The following is an 18,114-nucleotide window of genomic DNA, read 5'->3' as shown; positions in this document are numbered from 1 at the left end:
GGGGCTGGACATATATTTTAGTCGCAGAAAACCCAGCGGCCATTCTCATTAACAAAGCGCTGGACACCGGTGTATGTTCCATCAGACCAGCTCGTGGTTACGTTGGCAGAAGCTGTGGTGCCATTAACCATGATGTCCGTAATGGCATCGACACGGGAGTTGGCATTAGCAAATTCTGGAACCTCGCTAAGCGGAACATCAGGTACGAGGTCAAATTGGTTGCCAGCTTCAGCATAAATGCGGTCACGCACATGTTGGCAGGAATTATTAGGAACGTAGGTCATAAAACTACGCAAAGTCTTTTGATCCTGGAGACCGCGGATCAGCCCCTCAATCTGAGCAGCCTGTTCAGGGGTCGCTGGGCCGCCATCAGAGACAGGCGCATGCTCGGCTACCGGGAAGGGAACCTCTGTCGGAACCGCTGGGTTTTGGGGATTAGCCGGAGGAGCTGGAGGTGCGGGAGGAAGCGGTGGCTGCTCTGGCTTCTTCTCAGCATCCTCAGGAGCAGCGCTTGGTTCAGCGCTCTCAACAGTTGTTGTAACCGGAGCCTTCGTAACGGTCGAGACTGCAACCGAGGTGGTGGGAGACTCCGCCTCGTCAGAACCACATGCTACTAAGAGCAGAGAACTCGCTGCTACGGTGGCCACTGCCGCCTTCTTATAAACGAAACTCACGGTAATAAAACTCCTTATTAGGGTTGATCTCTTGTCTAAATACCCACTATAACACTCATCAACTGAGATCAAGATCCTCCCAGTGTTTTATGAGAAAGTTCCCAGCCTTTGTCAAACCTCGCTCCCCACGACGCCTTTGTCGGTCGCGCATCATCGTTATGGCAGAGGTATTAAGATACTAGGCGTGGAGTTAAATAAGAGCGCGATCATTCAAGCCAGCATCGATATTCTCAGCAGCTATGGATTAGCGGATATGACCATGCGACGCGTAGCCACACACCTTGCTGTTGCACCTGGAGCCTTGTACTGGCATATCAAGAATAAACAAGCTCTGATCGACGCCACCGCTCGAACCCTTTTAACAGATTTTCTAGCTTTAGACCATCACGATCTGCGCGAAGCAGCCCTCTTTTTGCGTACCACGATGCTAGGAATCACCGACGGCGCTGAGCTTGTTGGTACGGCGCTTATCAGCAATGATCTGCGTGCTGAGGTTGAAGGTATTTTCAGTAAGGCCACCACTGCTGACACACCACAGATCGCCGCCGCGACCCTAGTCCATTATGTCGTGGGCGCCAGCGTATTTGAGCAAAACCAGGCCCAACGCCTAGGGGCCTCATTTGATGCGGACAATGCCCGTGACCAGTTTTTAGCCGGCGTTGATATCATCTTAAATGGAATTCAAGCTCTTTCGGGCTAAGATACTGGGCTATGACTACAGAACCGATTGCGGAGGAGCACTCACCCTCCAGCGTTAACGATCAACCCACCCGCAAGGTCTGGCCGGGTGATCCTTTCCCACTCGGCTCCAAATACGACGGTGCTGGCACCAATTTTGCTATCTTTTCTCATGTTGCTGAAAAAGTTGAGCTGTGCCTCATCGATGCTGATAATAACGAGGAGCGCATTTCTCTTACTGAGGTAGACGCCCATATCTGGCATTGCTATCTACCCAACGTACTTCCAGGTCAACGCTACGGGTTCCGTGTCCATGGCCCCTATAACCCCGCCGACGGCAAACGCTGCGATCCGTCGAAGCTGCTCGTGGACCCCTATGCTCGCGCCTTCGATGGCGAATTTGACGGTGATGCTTCCCTCTTCAGCTACGACATCACTCAGCCGGATAAACCAGAGGCACGCAACACCGAGGATTCCCTCGGGCATACCATGCTCTCTGTCGTCGTCAATCCCTTCTTCGACTGGGGCTCAGACCGCGCGCCCCAGGTTCCCTATCATGACACGGTGATTTACGAGGCCCATGTCAAGGGAATGACTATGACCCACCCTGACGTTCCCGAAGAACTCCGCGGAACCTATGCTGGCCTAGCACACCCAGCCATTATTGAATATCTCAAGGATCTTGGCATCACTGCCATTGAACTGCTCCCTGTACACCAGTTCTTACAGGATGACCGGTTGCGTGATCTGGGACTGCGCAACTACTGGGGCTATAACACCTTCGGCTTCTTTGCTCCGCACCTGGATTATGCAGCCGCTAAGACCCCAGGCGATGCCGTATCCGAGTTTAAGGGCATGGTTCGCGCCTTCCACGAAGCTGGTATCGAGGTGATTCTCGATGTTGTCTATAACCATACAGCCGAAGGAAATCATCTCGGCCCAACGATCGCCTTCCGAGGTATAGATAATGAGGCTTACTACCGCCTGGTAGATGGCGACAAACGCCACTATATGGACTATACGGGAACCGGAAACTCCCTTAATGTTCGCGACCCTCACCCACTGCAGCTCATCATGGACTCACTGCGCTACTGGGTCACCGAAATGCACGTGGACGGTTTCCGCTTCGACCTCGCCTCCACCCTGGCGCGCGAGCTGCATGACGTGGATAAGCTCGCTACTTTCTTCGATCTCGTACAGCAGGATCCAGTAGTCTCACGCGTTAAGCTCATTGCTGAACCGTGGGATGTGGGCGAGGGTGGTTATCAGGTAGGTAACTTCCCTGCCATCTGGGCCGAGTGGAACGGGAAATACCGCGACACCGTTCGGGACTTCTGGCGAGGCGAGCCCTCCACGCTGGGCGAGTTCGCATCCCGACTCACAGGTTCCTCGGATCTCTATGCACATAATGGGCGTCGGCCTACGGCCTCCATCAACTTCGTTACTGCCCACGACGGCTTTACCCTTAATGACCTCGTCAGCTACAACGAAAAGCACAATGAGGATAATGGTGAGGGTAACCGCGATGGCGAGTCCCACAACCGCTCGTGGAACTGTGGCGCCGAGGGTCCCACAGATGATCCCGATATTAATCAACTGCGTGCTCAGCAGCGTCGCAACTTCCTCACCACGCTCTTACTCAGCCAAGGCACCCCCATGCTGGCTCACGGTGACGAAATTGCGCGCACTCAGTCTGGCAATAATAACGTCTACTGCCAGGATAACGAGCTCGCGTGGATGGACTGGGACCAGGTGGCCGATAACCACGAGTTACTAGGTTTTACCAAGCGACTCATTCGTATCCGCGCCAACCACCCGGTTTTCAGACGCCGTAATTTCCTCGCGGGCGGACCACTAGGTGAGGACGCCCCCGATCGCGATATTGCGTGGATGGTTCCATCCGGCAAGCTCATGACCCAATCGGATTGGGAATTCGCTTTTGGCAAAGCTTTAATGGTCTATCTCAATGGAGCATCTATTGCTGAGCCCGATCGTCGCGGGCACCCGATTATCGATGAATCCTTCCTCATGATCTTCAATGCCTATCATGACGTCATCGAATTTACCTTGCCACCAGAGAACTTCGGGTCTTCGTGGAAGCTCGTCGTAGACACTACGGAACCCACGGGGTACCCACTGGAGGGTAAGGTCATCGAATCCGGGGGTTCAATGACCGTTCAGGGTCGCTCCATTCTCATCTTCCGGCAGGTAGATCCGCCGGTCAATGCTAGTGTCCCTGGCGATGAGTATGCTGAGCGAGAAGAATACGATAGCTAATACAAAAAGGGGCGGTGCCTATCTGGAGTAGCGCACCGCCCGCTGGGTTCATCAAGACACGAGGCTTTCTATGACTATTTCCATCCATGGCGGCGAAGTCACCATTACCGCGCAGGAGATCACCATTCACCCCACTCTCCTGACCGCCTCACTTGATGCCCATCCCCTCACCCTTCCGCTCGGACCAGCGCGGGTTACCCGCACCCCCAGCTCGATCCTGGGAGGTGTCGTCCAGATTGGAGATGACCCCGAGCACACGATCACTTTTCCCCCAAATTCGGACCATCAGATCGAGTTATTCTTCCAAGCTCTAGAGGCTGCTAAGAAGGGAGAACTGGCCGCTATAGCCAATCTGGATTTCTGTGGCATCGATGTGGAAACAGCCAATAGTGACTGGGGGTCGATCTGCCAGGTTGGTTTAGCCCGGGTGCGAGACGGCCTGGTGGTCGAAACTAAGTCCTGGTTGTGCCAGCCTGCAATCGCAGGTTTCGACGAATTCAATAAAGAATTCCACGGCATTACTGAGAAAACCGTTGCTACCGCCCCACCGTTTGCAGAGATCCTTCCCGAGGTGATTGCGTGGGTCGCTGACGACGACGTAGTGGCGCATAATGCTCAATTTGATATGACAGCCTTCTTCCGAGCCGCAGCCGCAGCACAGGTTGATCCCCCGCAGTGGAATTTCGCGTGCTCGCTCGCCGCGGCCCGGTCCTGTCACCTGCCTATAGCTTCGCATAAACTTAATGTCGTCGCAGATCATCTCAACGTTGATCTTGAACACCACCATGATGCTCTCTGCGATGCCAAGGCTTGCGCAGAGATCTTCGCTGCTCTTACCCGCCTGAAGCGGACCAGTGGGAGCCTTGAGGAGGTTTTTATGACATTTGGTTTCGAACGCGGTTCGCTCAACAGCAATAGGGTTTACCCAGTGCTGCGCGCCTCTCTCGCCAGTGCACCGGTGCCAAAGGAAAGCACGCCTAGGAAATCGCAGCCGTGGGCTAAGGTTGCCACACCGGAGAAGGTCCCGGATACTAATACCGAGGCTGATCCCCGCAATCCTCTTTATGGGCACGTAGTGACCCTCACCGGTGATTTCGATCCCTTCGATAAAGGTCTCTTGTGGCAAAAACTTGCAGCTGCAGGTGCTACGGTGGCCAAGAATGTGACCAAGAAAACCACTCTATTAGTGATCGGGCCGTGGAACTGCATTACCACCAAGCAAAAACGTGCAGAAGATCTGAACGACAAGGGTCAGGCCATAGCTTTCTGGACAGCTCAAGAACTTTTTGACGTTCTTGGCCTAGACGCCAATCTCAATCCTCCTTTCTAAACCAGAAGGTATTGCGACTCATGCGGTAGGAAGTATAGCCTCCCTTAACACGTCAGCAGCTCTATATCCAGGGCGATCTCATCCTACTTCGGCTCGCTCGTCCTCGCCGCACCGTTGAAATATGAAGGAGAGCTTGAAATATCCATACCGCCCCTTATGACGAAGCAATAATAAAACCTGTCTCGGTGCTCGGTGTGCTCCACATATTAAATTGACATATCCATGAGATCATCGACGAGTATGCGTCAGAACCAACGCACAAATCGCGCTAAACCCCAGCGATGAAGGTTGTATACAAAGCTCGTTTCATCCGCTCCTTGGATGCGACGGGGAAAGCTAGATATCCCTAAACTGCTACCCCATCAATAAACCAAACGATTCTAAACCTCTCTGACTCTATACCCCATACTTAGTAGTGGTTTTCCTGCTCCCCCTGCAGGTCCTCAGCTAATGTACACGCCGGTGGCTCAATGAAGGCATCATCTCACTATTGCCTAGATTTTCACCCAGTCAAGGCGCTCCTCTTGCTCAACCCCAACGAGTAAAAGTGAGAGAACCACAGCGTCTCGCCTTCTCATAGCCCCAAGGAATGGTGGTTAAAAAAAATTATACCGATGGAATTCTCGTATACTGCGTTCTCGACCCATAATGCACGATCAATTCGTAGCTCCCGCACGGCGCTCGCTATGATAGGTAATTGTGAATTCGCTCTCGGATCTTCATAATTTCCACCAGGACTTCATCAAAACTCACCCTGATGCTGTACCTGAGTTCCGTGATGCTATCGAGAGAGTGCTAGCAGATGCTGGCTTAGCCTACGATCGGGTCAGCGTACGCATAAAATCGTGGCGCTCCTTGCGCGCTAAGATCAAAAAGAAGCACGCCGATGGCTCCCCTGTTTACCCCAACCCGATTCGTGATATCCACGATCTCATCGGAGTACGTATTACCACCTACCACTCGACTGAGATTCCACAGATCATTGAGGCTTTAAGCGATGAATTCACGGTGCGCCGAAGTGTGGATAAGGCGGAGCAGGCTCGCATTTCAGGAACCTTTGGCTACGGTTCTCACCATCTCATCGTGGAAGTTGATAGTAGAACCAGCGAGTTGTCTAACTATATGGGCCAAGAATTTGAGGTGCAGATTCGTACCGTTCTGCAGCATGCCTGGGCCGAATTCGAGCACGATATCCGATACAAGCGTCGATCGCGTAAATTGTCTCCTCAAGTTGATCGGGCTTTTACCCTTGCTGCAGGCTTGATCGAACTAGCCGATCAACAATTTGATCAGATTGCCGCTATCGAGGAACCTCGCGAAAGTTCCGCGGCCGATCTTGGGGTGGAATTTACTGCCGAAACCTTGCCGGGGATTATCACCATGATCAACGGCAACCAGATCCCTCAGTCGTCTATCTCCAGCTACCAGTGGCTTGAGGAGCTTCTCCACGCTCACGAAATTCGTACTGCTGGCCAACTGGAAGCATTATTGAGCCCTCGGAATATCACCCGTATCCGTGAAGCCATGAATTATAAATTCCGCCCTGGACACGTGCGAGTAATCGACGATCTTCTCCTTGCACAATACGGTCGCGAGCATATCCGCCTCACCGGATCAAGTGGAAAGCACCCTAAACAGCGCGTTCATCGCCTCGAGCGGAGTCTCCCGTTAGTTTCCCACGTCTTTTAACGGTCGCGCCCGATTAAACGATCGAGCTGTCGACGTTCCTTCTTCGTCGGGCGGCCCGCACCACGATCTCGTCGTGGGATGCCTAAATCTCTTGGCGGAGGCGGCGGCGAATGATCGATATAGCACGTTCGAGCTATGCTGGCGCCCACACGTTTTTTCATGGTTTTGGTCACTTCAACATCGGTGAAATGATGATCTGCCCAAACACTAACCCGATCTCCAGGGACGACAAGGTGCGAAGGCTTCACTGCTTTCGCATTCACCTTGATATGGCCTGCCTTGCAGGCATCAGCTGCTTTCGAGCGTGTCTTAAGTAACCGTACCGCCCATACCCAGGAGTCGACTCGAACGGGACTGTTATCGGTCACCATTGATCACGGTAGTTGATAATCGCACGAATTCGCCCGTAGTTCACACCCACTCCAGCTAAGCTAACGGCTGCGGCGATGATGCTGATGCCGATCTGCGAAACTAAAAGCCCTCCCACGGCAGCGGCCAACCCAGCACCGCCCCAAGCGACGGCGGCGCGGGCGTGACTGCGCACGGCTATTTTTCTTTGTTCGGTGCTATGTGGTGATTGAAGAGTCATAGGTTTGATTCTACCCACGTACTTCCGGCATCAGTAAGCCGCGCCCCACCTGCAGTCAGTGCCGCTAGAAAGCTTTCTAACTCCGCTTTTCCACCCGGGTCTACCGCGATTGTAAAATGTGCGCGATGCTTGTACTCCACCTCAGTCACATGAAATCCGCGTCCACGTAATTCGGCTTCTATCTTGCCTGCATCACTGTAGTTGAAGTCGGCTTGAAAAAGATCTTGACGTGCGCGACTGACACTTTCGACTTGATCAAGGCAGCGCATAACAGAATCGGAATAGGCATGTACTAGACCACCAGCGCCCAACTTGATGCCACCAAAATATCGTACGGTCACCGCTGCGATATCTAGGAGTCCGGAACCTCGAAGCACATCCAGCATCGGGGTACCAGCGGTGCCAGAGGGCTCACCATCATCTGAGGATCGCTCGATTGGGTTCGACCCGTCGACGTGGTAGAGGTAGGCGCTGCAGTGATGGCGAGCATCTGGGTAACGGGATCGAATCTCTGCAATAAACGCGCGTGCCTGCTCTTCATCTTCAACCCGAGCGATGAAGGTGAGAAATTTACTGCGCTTGATCTCAAATTCGTTAAAGAATTCTCGATGGGCTCTCGGGCGCCGATATGCTCTTGCCAACGGTTAACTCACCACAAATTCGTATTCTGGCGTTCCAGGCTCAAGGTGTCGGCAGGTAATTCGGGATGCATCCATCCGCGCTTTGAGCCCGTCGATATCGCTAGCAGACCCTAGTTGTAGACCTACCAATGCAGTGCCAGTTTCGCGGTTATTGCGCTTGAGATACTCGAATAGAGTGATATCGTCATCGGGCCCTAGGATGTCGTTAAGAAAGCTTCGCAGCTGTCCGGGCTCCTGGGGGAAACTGACTAAGAAATAGTGCTTAAGTCCGCGTTGCACGAGTGATCTCTCGACGATCTCGGAATAACGAAGGACGTCGTTATTGCCGCCTGAAATCACGCACACGACGATATCACCAGCACCAAATTTCAGATCTCGCAGCGCCGCCACGGAAAGAGCTCCCGCGGGCTCAGCTATAATTCCTTCGTTCTGGTACAGCTCGATCATCTCGGTACACACCACACCCTCACTGACCGTCAACGGGTGCAGCCGACCGAGATTCTGTTCAATTACTTGGTAGTTAATATCCCCTATACGCTTCACAGCTGCTCCGTCAACGAAGGGATCGACAGCTGGAAGCGTCACAGGGCCGTTGGCTTTTAAGGCCGCCTCCAAAGATGGAGCTCCCTTGGGTTCGACCCCCACCACTGCGGTACGAGGCGACAGATCAGCCAAATAACTTAAGATTCCCGAGATCAATCCGCCCCCGCCCACGGGGACCACAATTGTGTCAAGGGTTTTACCCAAGGCCGATAACTGAGAGAGAATTTCTGCCGCCACCGTGCCTTGGCCGATCACTGTATTTGCGGCATCAAAGGGCTCGATGATCGTCGCTCCTGTCTCCAGGGCATAATGATGAGCTGCAGCACTTGCCTCATCGAAATTTGCCCCAGTGACCTCCAAGGTAATATTCTCGCCACCGTGCACCATGATGCGATCCCGCTTCTGTTTGGGGGTAGCTGAGGGTACAAAAATACGACCGTTGATTCCCTTAGTCCGACACGCGAAAGCAACGCCTTGGGCATGATTGCCAGCCGATGCTGCCACAATTCCAGCCTTTTTCTGCTCATCACTGAGCTGTGAAATAGCGTTAACAGCCCCGCGAATCTTATAGGAACGAACATCTTGAAGATCTTCGCGCTTCAGGTAGATCTCGGCGCCCGTTAATTGTGAGAGCCTGGGGCAGAATTGTAAAGGTGTGGTGCCGATTGTTGCAGAAATTCGAGCCTGCGCAATTTGAATATCCGCTGCGTGGATATTAACCGGAGTTTGTGCTGGCGAATGATCTGCTGGGGTACTCATGAATACCTAGCTTAGCGCTTTAGGTTTCGAGCGAAAAAAATCACCTCGGCTGCGGGCTCTCACCAGCTAGTGTGCATCTGGTATCGCGCACCGTGCGGTCAAACCTGCTAACGTCTTTGCTATTGGTGATCACACTGCTTCAATGCGTTATTATCGCAAGGAATCACGCTCACTACAAGACTCACTACATTTATAAAGGAGCAAACGATGCGCCCTCGTTCTATTAGCACCCTGGTGGTCAGCCTAGGTACTGTCGCGGCTCTGATCGCCGTGCCCGCTGGAGCCACCGAAAGTTCCCAAACCACTGAGACCACTGAGACCACCGGCACCACCGGGACAACTGCAGCCCCCACAACTGAGGAGAAAAAACCCGACCACTATGGCAGTGACAAGGGTGCGGATGGCGTAGCTTCTTCCGAGGATGATTTCTTCGAGTTCAACGAGAATGGAGCCCTTGTCCGGATGGGCGACCTCGAGGAAAAGCACCTTCCCATTATTAGTGCAGTATTCGGTCTTATAGCATCTATTGCCGTTTTCGGGGCTTCGGTATTCCGGGCTTTCCCTGAACTACAGGGGATGCTCAACAACGCTCTTAAGCAGGCTGGGGTGCGCGTTTAATGCGGGTGACCCACAGTGTAGCAGCGGTTATGCTCACCCTTCCGCTTATAACCGGGCACGCAGTGGCCGCAGAGGCGCCCACTAACCAGAAACAGCAGTCAGCGGAACTCATGACCACCGACGTCGAACAGCAAGAGGGGTCACTCTATGAGCAGGCGCTCAAACCTGGTTCCTCTTTAACCGGCAGTACCCCTATCGATCTCACTATGATTGCGGCGGCCTTAGTGGGCGGTGCAGCTCTGATCTACCGCATCATTGCAGAGGGGCCACATAATTTCCTTGTGGGCCTTCGTATGCAAATCGATGATTTCATCGCTCGAACCCAGCAATTATCTACCGTGCTTGTCGGCTGAATAAAGGCGCTGCATATCCAAGCAGCGCCTTTATTCTTTAAGCCAGAATCCCAGGGCCCAAGGTCGCTTTAAGGTCACCCATAAGGCTAGCTGACCGTTCGACTCGAAGGCTTTCACCTAAGATCATTGTGTGCGATTCATCTCCGTCGACAAGGTTGAGATACACATCCGATTCCCCGCTATTAGCCAGCAAGACAGATTTGAGCTTGCCAAGATTCTCCATCGTGCATTGATCGGTGCGCAGGTTCAAACGAACTGGTAACCCGGTTCCATTTCCTATACCCAAATCGGGTATTTTCAGATCATCGCAGAAAACTCCAACCCGATCCTCCCGGATACTGATATGGGCTTTGATGAGAACAATATTGTCTTCAACGATATGTGGACCCACAATGGCATAAGTCTTCGAGAAAACCAGGACCTCAACTTGCACACCAGCATGGTCCTCCACGGTCACAATGGCCCACGGTGTACCATCTTTTTTCGATACTCTCCGATCAACGGCTGAGATGATGCCACCAATCTCGACCTCTTGGCCATGACTGACGTCCTGTGAAGCGATGATCGACAGCGGAGTCTTGGTTTGAGCGGCAAGGGCATCTTCGTAGCCATCGAGAGGATGCGCAGATACATACAGGCCGAGCATCTCGCGTTCGAGAGCCAATTGGTGCTTCTTATCCCACTCCTGATCAGGGACGTCGATAGTGAAAATCTCCGCCGGACTCGAGTCCGAATCGGCGCCGAGACCTGCGAAAAGATCAAATTGCCCCTTATCCATGGCCCTCTTCGGCCCGGTGGCGGCATCAACGGCCTCATCGGAGATAAGTGAAAGTCCCCGGCGCGGATGCCCGAGAGAATCAAAGGCACCCGCTTTGATCAGCGATTCCGTGACGCGCTTATTACAGGCGGTGAGGTCAATTTTATCGAGATAGTCAGAAAAGTTTCTATAACTGCCCTTGTCTTCGCGCGCTTTGACAATCGAATTCACCACGTCCTCGCCGACATTTCGCACCGCTCCGAGTCCGAAGCGGATATCGGAACCCACAGGGAGGAAGTTGAATCGCGATTCATTCACGTCTGGGGACAGCACAGAAATCCCGAGGTGACGACAATCCGCTAGATAGATCGCCATTTTATCTTTTTTGTCCGCCACCGATGTTAACAGTGCCGCCATATACTCAGCTGTAAAATTAGCCTTCAGGTAGGCGGTCCAATAGGAGACCAGTCCATAGCCTGCGGCGTGGGACTTATTGAAAGCGTAGCCGGCGAAGGGCAAAATCACATTCCACAATGCGTCGACCGCTTCCTTGGAAAACCCATTGCTGAAGCAGCCAGTGGAAAATTTCTCGTATTCTGCTTCAAGGACTTCTTTTTTCTTTTTACCCATGGCTTTACGGAAGCCATCTGCTTCACCCGCGGTGTAGTTGGCCAGCTTGCGAGAGATCGCCATGATTTGCTCTTGGTAAACAATCAGCCCATGAGTTTCGGCGAGAATATCTTCAAGGACATCCGCCAACTCAGGGTGGATGGGTTCTTTGGGCTTCCGTCCGTTTTTCCGGTCGGCGTATTCATGGTGCGCGCCCACTGCCATAGGCCCTGGGCGGTAGAGCGCCAAGGATGCCACGATATCGTTAAAGCCAGTTGGCTGCATGCGCTTGAGCAACTCTTGCATGCCAGCAGAGTCGAGCTGGAAGACACCCAAGGTATCTCCTCGGCTCAGCAATTTATAGACTTCAGGATCATGGGTGTCGAGGCTCTCGAGATCCACGGTGGTATCGCGATTGATCTTAATATTCTCGATAGCATCGCCGATAACCGTTAAGTTGCGGAGCCCTAGGAAGTCCATTTTCAACAAGCCTATGGCTTCACATGCTGGATAGGGCCAGCCTGTGATCAGTGCACCGTCATTTGGGCGTTTCCACATGGGAATACAGTCAAGCAGTGGAACTGAGGCCATAATCACGGCACAAGCGTGAACACCCGCCTGCCGTACCACTCCTTCAAGGCCTCGGGCAGTATCGTAGATCTTTTTTATTTCTGCGTCGGCTTCGATGAGTTTGCGAACCTCACCGGCTTCTTGGTAGCGGGGGTGCTCTGGGTCCATAATGCCAGATAGCGGGATATCTTTGGCCATTACCGCAGGCGGGAGGGTTTTAGCGATGCGATCGGCAATTTGGTATCCTGGCTGGCCGTGCAAGGTTCGAGCGGCGTCTTTCAGCGCTTGTTTCGTTTTCACGGTGCCGAATGTAATCACTTGGGCGATCTTGTCCTCACCCCAGCGCTCGGCCGCGTAGCGGATCATCTCCGCTCGGCGGCGATCATCGAAATCGATATCTATATCGGGGGCCGAGGGGCGTTCCGGGTTGAGGAAGCGCTCGAAGAGCAATCCATGCTCAATTGGGTCGATATTGGTGATAGTGAGCGCGTAGGCTACGAGTGCACCTGCGGCCGAACCTCGGCCTGGTCCCACACGAATACCCACCGAACGAGCGTATTTGATGAGCTCCGCGACAATTAAAAAGTACGAGGGGTAGCCCTTCAAATCGATTACTTCGATTTCGTATCGTGCGCGGTCGAGATATTCTTGGGGCACCTCCTGGCCAGGGAACCTCTCTTTGAGGCCTTCTGCGACCTGGTGCTGAAGCCACGAGGTCGGAGTATGTCCTTCCGGTACATCCGCAATGGGCATGCGGTCATGGGGATGTGGCTCCCACAGGCGACCATAGTCTTGAACACGCTCGGCGATCCAGAGGGTGTTATCGCACGCATCCGGAACCAAATGATCCCATAATTCACGCATCTGGGCGGCAGATTTGACATAGTAGCCGCTGCCGTCGAATTTGAAGCGATCTTGGTCGTGCATTGTTTTACCCGTTTGCACGCACAGCATGACTTCGTGGGCATGAGCTTGAGACTCCAAGACATAATGGCAGTCATTGGTCACTAGAGGTGGAAGGTTGAGTTTCTTCCCGATCTCTAGCAATTCGCCGCGAACTCTGTTCTCAATATTGAGGCCGTGGTCCATGAGCTCGAGAAAATAATTGTCTCGTCCGTAGATGTCCTGCCACATCGCGGCAGCTTCTAAGGCTTTATCAAATTGGCCGAGCCTCAGGCGCGTTTGAACGTCGCCGGAGGGACACCCAGTTGTGGCAATAATGCCGGTTGCGTGCTCAGCAATGAGTTCGGCATCCATACGTGGCCACTTGCCCAGTTGACCTTCATACGAGGCCATCGACGAGAGATAAAAGAGGTTTTTAAGCCCCTCAGCTGTTTCTGCCACCATTGTTTGGTGTAGATACGCTCCCGACGCGGAGACATCGTCGGATTTTTGGCTTTCATCACCCCACCGCTGGCGCTTGAGATCGAAACGAGAACCGGGGGCTAGATATGCTTCGATGCCGATAATTGGCTTGATGCCGGCGCCGGTCATTGCTCGGTAAAAGGCGTCCGCGCCAAACATATTGCCGTGATCGGTAATTCCCACTGCTGGCATCTCTTGGCGGGAGACTTCCTCGGCCAGCATATTCACCTTAGCCATCCCATCGAGCATGGAATATTCCGTGTGGTTATGCAGGTGTACGAAGGAAGATTTTTTTGCCATAGGTGTTGAGTCTAGTGTGTTTACTTCACCCGTGCATCTGTCTGGTGGGCCGGGAGATTTTCGAGGTTTTTAGGCTTCTGGCACTATGATGAGCGCTTATGCTGTATGTCGTTTCGGCTTATCTTCTGTGGGGTCTATTCCCTGCTTATTTTCCGCTGCTTGCTGCGGCTTCCCCTTATGAAATTATAGCCCACCGTATTGTGTGGACCGCCGTTATCATGCTGGTCATCATTTCTCTTACGGGCACAGCACGCAGACTGCGCGAGATCGACCGCACAACGTGGGGGTGGTTGTCGTTTGCCAGTATCGCTATTGCATTGAATTGGCTTATTTATGTGATTGCTGTTAATTCGGGGCATGTGGCCGATGCCGCACTCGGGTATTTTATTAACCCTCTTGTCAACGTTCTTTTCGGAATTATCTTTCTTAAGGAGCGCTTGCGTTTTCTCGAGACTATAAGCATCGGCATTGCGGTTCTCGCAGTAGTATTTCTGACAGTGCTCGCAGGTGAGCCCCCAATTATTGCTTTAAGTCTGGCATTTAGTTTTGGTACCTATGGTCTGATTAAGAAAAAAATCAATCTTCCAGCTTCGCTCACCTTGACGGCTGAAACTTTGGTGCTCACTCCTTGCGCTCTAGCGGCGATAGGTTACCTCGAATACTCCGGTCAGGGTAGTTTCGCCTCCGTGGGACCTCATCACAGTGCCCTTCTGATCGCTACAGGCGTGATTACTGCTGTTCCTCTTCTCCTCTTTGGAAAGGGCGCGCGGATGATACCACTGTCAACGGTGGGGATGTTGCAGTATATGACCCCGACTATGCAGCTACTATGGGCAGTTTTTGTTGTCAACGAGAGCGTCGATTCATGGAAGTGGATGGGTTTTATCCTCATCTGGATCGCTGTTGCCATCTATATGAGCGATACCCTCATTCGCGCCACCAGATCCCATAGATCCCATCGGTCACATAGGACTAATAGGAGACGGGTCGAACGCTAAACAGTCCCCAGCGAGCATCGGAGGGGAGAACCTCGATAGCGAGTACCTCTGAGGCTTGTGCCACCTGATCAAGAGTTGTCGGTGAGGCGTGGACAACAAGCCCCGTCACAGCATTGGGATCGAGGCCTTTCAGCCGAATTTGTTCCTCTAGATGGTCACCCCGAGGTTGAGTAATAGTCTCGGGTATACCAATGACCGCAGCTTCGCCTACCCCCACCGCATTGACTCTTTCGACCGCTAAGACGATCTCGCCGGCCAGGTCGGCGGGGATGGGACGCACAAAACTAATATAGGCAAAAGCGGGGGCATGATGCTCTCGCCTACTCATACGTGATCGCTGCTGATAATCCGCGCGCGTCTCCCCACGTTCTGGCCCTAGTACATCGCCGTTAAAGATCACGGGTGGTTCCTTGGCAGTATCAGCAACAAAGAAGCTATAACCCAAGCCCATCACGGCAAGCGATACAACAGCTAGGCCGACGCGGATAGTATCAGCCGCCATGGCTACTAAGAATTGCCAGCGCGCACTACGTCGAGCGCATGACGGAGGTCCGGTGGATATGGTGAGCAGATCTCCATCCATTTACCCGAGGCGGGGTGCTCGAAACCGAGTCTAACCGCGTGCAGCCATTGCCGCTCTAGGCCTAAGCGCTGTGCCATAACCGGATCGGAGCCGTACATCGGATCACCGCAACACGGGTGATGCAGTGCAGCTGTGTGCACGCGAATTTGGTGCGTCCGCCCAGTTTCAAGGTGTACTTCTAAAAGCGAAGCCTCCACGAAAGCTTCTAGGGTTTCATAGTGGGTAACCGCATATTTACCGTCAGTGGTCACCGCGAACTTCCATCCCGAACTTGGGTGGCGGCCAATGGGGGCCTCAATTGTCCCCTGGAAGGGATCCATATGACCTTGCACGAGCGCATGATAGGTCTTCTTGACAGTCCGCTCCTTAAAGGCGCGCTTGAGTATCGCATAACCGCGCTCGCTCGCCGCCACTACCATGACACCTGAGGTGCCAACGTCTAGACGTTGCACGATTCCGTTGCGTTCTGGGGGGCCGGAGGTAGATATTCGAAAGCCCGCAGCGGCTAAACCCCCAACAACAGTGGGACCTTCCCAGCCCACCGTGGGGTGGGCAGCTACTCCTACCGGTTTATCTACCGCTATCACATCCTCGTCAGCATAGAGGATGTCGAGGCCCTCAACAGGTTCAGCCTTGGGTTCTAGCGGCTCCTGTGGCGCAGGAAGAAGCACTTCGAGAAGGCCACCTGGGGTGATCTTATCTGCCTTTCCCAGGATTTTCCCATCGACTGATATATCGCCATTAGTGGCGAGCTCAGCGGCAACGGTGCGTGAAATCCCAAGCAGTTTGGACATGGCAGCGTCGACACGCATTCCATCTAAACCTTCGGGGATTGAGAAGGTGCGGTGTTCTCTCACTGGGCACTCCTCTCCGCGAGGAGCGAACGTACCACATAGATCGCGATTCCTATGGTGAGGCAGGCGTCGGCAAAGTTGAAAACCGCGAACCGTGAGACCGAAATATAGTCAACAACATGCCCAAAAAAGAATCCTGGAGGTCGTATCAAACGATCAATAAGGTTTCCCAGGGTGCCACCGCCGACAAGACCAAGGACGATACCGACCCACACCGTATTAACACGGAACGAAAAAACTAGAATGCCAATGAGCACGACCGTTTTAATGAGCGTAAATAGCCACGTCGTACTCGAGCCCAGGGAGAAGGCGGCACCAGAATTGAAGGCGAGACGAATGCTCAGCCACTCCCCCACGATCGGCCATCTGTCACCGCGGGCAATATTGGCGAGGATCCACTCTTTGATGCCTTGGTCTAGGAGAGCCAAGATCACGATGATCCCCCAGATCATGCCAGTTAAATATAAGCTTTTCGATCTCTGCACCCTCTTATCTTTGCAAAAGGTCCCTCTTTTCGCTACCTTGCCCCCGCTACCAACAGGTAGGCTACGTACATGTTTTCTCTCTCTCGTACCCTTGTCAGTCTTTCGGTAGCCATCATATTGACAGGTATTGCAGGATGCAGTGTCACCGGTGAGCGCGATCAAGTACCGGTTGACCAGGCTGTAGGTCTAGCGCTACAGCCCCCACGAGTTCGACTTATTGAGAAAGGAGAAAGCCCCCGCAACCCCCTGATCTTTCAGGATCACAACACCCCCACTCAAGCAGCGACCGTGAAGGTCGGGTCCTCGCTGAGTCAGCAGATATCGACCGGCGATACGCTCAGCCCCCAGCCTTCCTTAGACGCGGCGTCACCTGCGGTGACCACGCTTAAGGTCACTGCGGAGAGCGTCCCTGCTCAGCAATCCGAAGAGTCCACTCGAAGCGTTTTTCTCAAGGTCCGCAGCGCCAATTCCGATACCGATCTCGATACTGCCCGCGGCTTCGGTTTTGGATGGTTCGCTGACGATTCCGGGAGGATCTCTTCCGTTAATTTTGCTGCTCCCACTCAGGCCACAGATGCTGCTCGAGCCCAGACAGAAGACAGTTTGCTGACCCTGGTGGGGCTACCGGTAATTTTCCCCCAAGAGCCCGTTGGGGTCGGCGCTAGATGGACAGTTGAATCACGGATCACTAGTGCTTCCGCCAGCTACTTACAGGATATGACCTTCGAGCTTCTCGAGCGATCTGGATCTGTGGTGCGACTAGGAGTGAGTGTTCAGCAACGTCCCTCGCAGGGAGCCATCGAGGCTCAAGGGGAAAAACTAGAGGTTATCAGCGCCGAGAGTGTAAGCGAAGGCGAGTTAGTCATTGATACCTCCCACCCGCTGCCTGTTTCCGGTAGTTTAAAAGTTATCGCGCGAGTTATATATGCAGCCGCGGGTAATGAGGTGCGGGTGGTACAAGATAACAGCACCGTTGTGGAGTTCGTTCCACCGCAGTAAAAAGGTAGTGGAGATACTAGGTGCAGCCACCTCCCTGCCCACGGCCACACAGGCGTCATGAGGTCAATAGATTTATAGGAACGAACATGTATATAGGTCCTGTCGCACTGAGCAATTAGAGTCTTTGAGCCAAGATCATAGGGGGAAGATTGTGCAGCTTGCTCGCAGAGATGCCAGTGAAAGCAACCTTCAGCTCTGGAGTGTAGCGTAGGTACGCGGTGCGCACAGGCAGATTGATGATGCACTTATCGACGACTCTAGGCGGTGTGGACGCCGTGAGCGCGCTATCTCATCGAGCATAGGATACCCCCACTGCTGTGGTGAGGGGATCAAGCGGTCCCCGCATTCCCTGCTTCGCGGGGTGCCGGACTCGAGACACCGGGCGGCCGCTGGAGTGCGTGCTCGCACGGAAAGCAGTAAGGCATAGGTGGTGATCGCGCCAT

17 protein-coding genes are annotated in these 18,114 nt (G+C 53.4%); 8 read left to right on the top strand and 9 right to left on the bottom strand.

Annotation, left to right across the window (positions count from 1 at the left end):
- Window positions 1-17 precede the first annotated feature (17 nt).
- Entirely contained in the window at window positions 18-674 is a 657-nt protein-coding gene (locus tag NXT01_RS00360; RefSeq protein ID WP_259076200.1) for a nuclear transport factor 2 family protein, read from the bottom strand.
- Between the two features lie 184 nt (window positions 675-858).
- Here NXT01_RS00360 and NXT01_RS00355 point away from each other — a divergent pair, with 184 nt between their 5' ends.
- The 4 genes from NXT01_RS00355 (at window position 859) to NXT01_RS00340 (ending at window position 6,648) form a co-directional block, all read left to right on the top strand.
- The gene (locus NXT01_RS00355; RefSeq protein WP_259076197.1) at window positions 859-1,374 is read left to right on the top strand and encodes a TetR family transcriptional regulator; all 516 of its coding nucleotides are present in this window, start codon (window positions 859-861) and stop codon (window positions 1,372-1,374) included.
- Between the two features lie 11 nt (window positions 1,375-1,385).
- The gene (gene glgX / locus NXT01_RS00350; protein WP_259076185.1) at window positions 1,386-3,629 is read left to right on the top strand and encodes a glycogen debranching protein GlgX; all 2,244 of its coding nucleotides are present in this window, start codon (window positions 1,386-1,388) and stop codon (window positions 3,627-3,629) included.
- Window positions 3,630-3,699: 70 nt separating this feature from the next.
- Entirely contained in the window at window positions 3,700-4,959 is a 1,260-nt protein-coding gene (locus NXT01_RS00345) for an exonuclease domain-containing protein (RefSeq protein ID WP_259076182.1), read from the top strand.
- A 699-nt stretch (window positions 4,960-5,658) separates the two neighbouring features.
- Entirely contained in the window at window positions 5,659-6,648 is a 990-nt protein-coding gene (locus NXT01_RS00340; RefSeq protein ID WP_259076173.1) for a GTP pyrophosphokinase family protein, read from the top strand.
- Here NXT01_RS00340 and NXT01_RS00335 read toward each other — a convergent pair.
- The 4 genes from NXT01_RS00335 to ilvA are packed head-to-tail and all read right to left on the bottom strand — an operon-like array spanning window position 6,645 to window position 9,180.
- Window positions 6,645-7,019, bottom strand: coding sequence for an RNA-binding S4 domain-containing protein (locus NXT01_RS00335; RefSeq protein ID WP_259076172.1), 375 nt, complete (start codon window positions 7,017-7,019; stop codon window positions 6,645-6,647). The two genes, NXT01_RS00340 and NXT01_RS00335, sit on opposite strands and share 4 nt — an antisense overlap.
- Window positions 7,013-7,237 carry a hypothetical protein gene (locus NXT01_RS00330; protein ID WP_259076171.1) on the bottom strand — a complete coding sequence of 75 codons (225 nt, stop codon included), beginning with the start codon at window positions 7,235-7,237 and terminating at the stop codon, window positions 7,013-7,015. The genes NXT01_RS00335 and NXT01_RS00330 overlap by 7 nt, the downstream gene beginning before the upstream one ends.
- Window positions 7,234-7,878, bottom strand: coding sequence for a YigZ family protein (locus tag NXT01_RS00325; protein WP_259076169.1), 645 nt, complete (start codon window positions 7,876-7,878; stop codon window positions 7,234-7,236). The genes NXT01_RS00330 and NXT01_RS00325 overlap by 4 nt, the downstream gene beginning before the upstream one ends.
- A gap of 3 nt (window positions 7,879-7,881) precedes the next feature.
- Window positions 7,882-9,180 (bottom strand): threonine ammonia-lyase IlvA, encoded by a 1,299-nt coding sequence (gene ilvA, locus NXT01_RS00320; RefSeq protein ID WP_259076166.1) that lies wholly within the window; start codon window positions 9,178-9,180, stop codon window positions 7,882-7,884.
- A 207-nt stretch (window positions 9,181-9,387) separates the two neighbouring features.
- Here ilvA and NXT01_RS00315 point away from each other — a divergent pair, with 207 nt between their 5' ends.
- Both NXT01_RS00315 and NXT01_RS00310 read left to right on the top strand, forming a co-directional pair.
- Complete coding sequence (locus NXT01_RS00315) at window positions 9,388-9,798, top strand: hypothetical protein (RefSeq protein WP_259076163.1); 411 nt, start codon at window positions 9,388-9,390, stop codon at window positions 9,796-9,798.
- A complete protein-coding gene (locus NXT01_RS00310; RefSeq protein ID WP_259076160.1) occupies window positions 9,798-10,151 on the top strand; it encodes a hypothetical protein in 354 nt (117 codons plus the stop codon). The genes NXT01_RS00315 and NXT01_RS00310 overlap by 1 nt, the downstream gene beginning before the upstream one ends.
- A gap of 37 nt (window positions 10,152-10,188) precedes the next feature.
- On the opposite strand, the gene dnaE is transcribed toward NXT01_RS00310, so the two are convergent.
- The gene (gene dnaE / locus NXT01_RS00305; protein ID WP_259076158.1) at window positions 10,189-13,752 is read right to left on the bottom strand and encodes a DNA polymerase III subunit alpha; all 3,564 of its coding nucleotides are present in this window, start codon (window positions 13,750-13,752) and stop codon (window positions 10,189-10,191) included.
- Window positions 13,753-13,850: 98 nt separating this feature from the next.
- Between dnaE and rarD the strand changes: the two genes are divergently transcribed.
- Entirely contained in the window at window positions 13,851-14,750 is a 900-nt protein-coding gene (gene rarD, locus NXT01_RS00300) for an EamA family transporter RarD (RefSeq protein WP_259076156.1), read from the top strand.
- Here the strand turns inward: rarD and NXT01_RS00295 are convergent.
- The 3 genes from NXT01_RS00295 to lspA are packed head-to-tail and all read right to left on the bottom strand — an operon-like array spanning window position 14,725 to window position 16,639.
- Window positions 14,725-15,252 carry a hypothetical protein gene (locus tag NXT01_RS00295; RefSeq protein WP_259076154.1) on the bottom strand — a complete coding sequence of 176 codons (528 nt, stop codon included), beginning with the start codon at window positions 15,250-15,252 and terminating at the stop codon, window positions 14,725-14,727. The genes rarD and NXT01_RS00295 overlap by 26 nt on opposite strands.
- A gap of 5 nt (window positions 15,253-15,257) precedes the next feature.
- Window positions 15,258-16,145 (bottom strand): RluA family pseudouridine synthase, encoded by an 888-nt coding sequence (locus NXT01_RS00290; protein ID WP_259077082.1) that lies wholly within the window; start codon window positions 16,143-16,145, stop codon window positions 15,258-15,260.
- A gap of 41 nt (window positions 16,146-16,186) precedes the next feature.
- Entirely contained in the window at window positions 16,187-16,639 is a 453-nt protein-coding gene (lspA, locus tag NXT01_RS00285) for a signal peptidase II (protein ID WP_259076152.1), read from the bottom strand.
- A 102-nt stretch (window positions 16,640-16,741) separates the two neighbouring features.
- Here lspA and NXT01_RS00280 point away from each other — a divergent pair, with 102 nt between their 5' ends.
- Complete coding sequence (locus NXT01_RS00280; RefSeq protein ID WP_259076150.1) at window positions 16,742-17,671, top strand: hypothetical protein; 930 nt, start codon at window positions 16,742-16,744, stop codon at window positions 17,669-17,671.
- The last annotated feature ends 443 nt before the right edge of the window (window positions 17,672-18,114 follow it).

This window comes from Corynebacterium sp. ES2775-CONJ, assembly GCF_024814515.1.
Lineage (GTDB): Bacteria > Actinomycetota > Actinomycetes > Mycobacteriales > Mycobacteriaceae > Corynebacterium.
The sequence above is the reverse complement of the archived record's forward strand: the minus strand, read 5'-3'. Positions and strand labels throughout refer to the sequence as shown.

Coding starts and splice junctions, on each gene's coding strand:
- glgX (WP_259076185.1), top strand. CDS start 1,386: ATGACTACAGAACCGATTGCGGAGGAGCACTCACCCTCCAGCGTTAAC.
- NXT01_RS00345 (WP_259076182.1), top strand. CDS start 3,700: ATGACTATTTCCATCCATGGCGGCGAAGTCACCATTACCGCGCAGGAG.
- NXT01_RS00335 (WP_259076172.1), bottom strand. CDS start 7,019: ATGGTGACCGATAACAGTCCCGTTCGAGTCGACTCCTGGGTATGGGCG.
- NXT01_RS00330 (WP_259076171.1), bottom strand. CDS start 7,237: ATGACTCTTCAATCACCACATAGCACCGAACAAAGAAAAATAGCCGTG.
- ilvA (WP_259076166.1), bottom strand. CDS start 9,180: ATGAGTACCCCAGCAGATCATTCGCCAGCACAAACTCCGGTTAATATC.
- NXT01_RS00315 (WP_259076163.1), top strand. CDS start 9,388: ATGCGCCCTCGTTCTATTAGCACCCTGGTGGTCAGCCTAGGTACTGTC.
- NXT01_RS00310 (WP_259076160.1), top strand. CDS start 9,798: ATGCGGGTGACCCACAGTGTAGCAGCGGTTATGCTCACCCTTCCGCTT.
- dnaE (WP_259076158.1), bottom strand. CDS start 13,752: ATGGCAAAAAAATCTTCCTTCGTACACCTGCATAACCACACGGAATAT.
- rarD (WP_259076156.1), top strand. CDS start 13,851: ATGCTGTATGTCGTTTCGGCTTATCTTCTGTGGGGTCTATTCCCTGCT.
- NXT01_RS00295 (WP_259076154.1), bottom strand. CDS start 15,252: ATGGCGGCTGATACTATCCGCGTCGGCCTAGCTGTTGTATCGCTTGCC.
- NXT01_RS00290 (WP_259077082.1), bottom strand. CDS start 16,145: ATGCGTGTCGACGCTGCCATGTCCAAACTGCTTGGGATTTCACGCACC.
- lspA (WP_259076152.1), bottom strand. CDS start 16,639: ATGATCTGGGGGATCATCGTGATCTTGGCTCTCCTAGACCAAGGCATC.
- NXT01_RS00280 (WP_259076150.1), top strand. CDS start 16,742: ATGTTTTCTCTCTCTCGTACCCTTGTCAGTCTTTCGGTAGCCATCATA.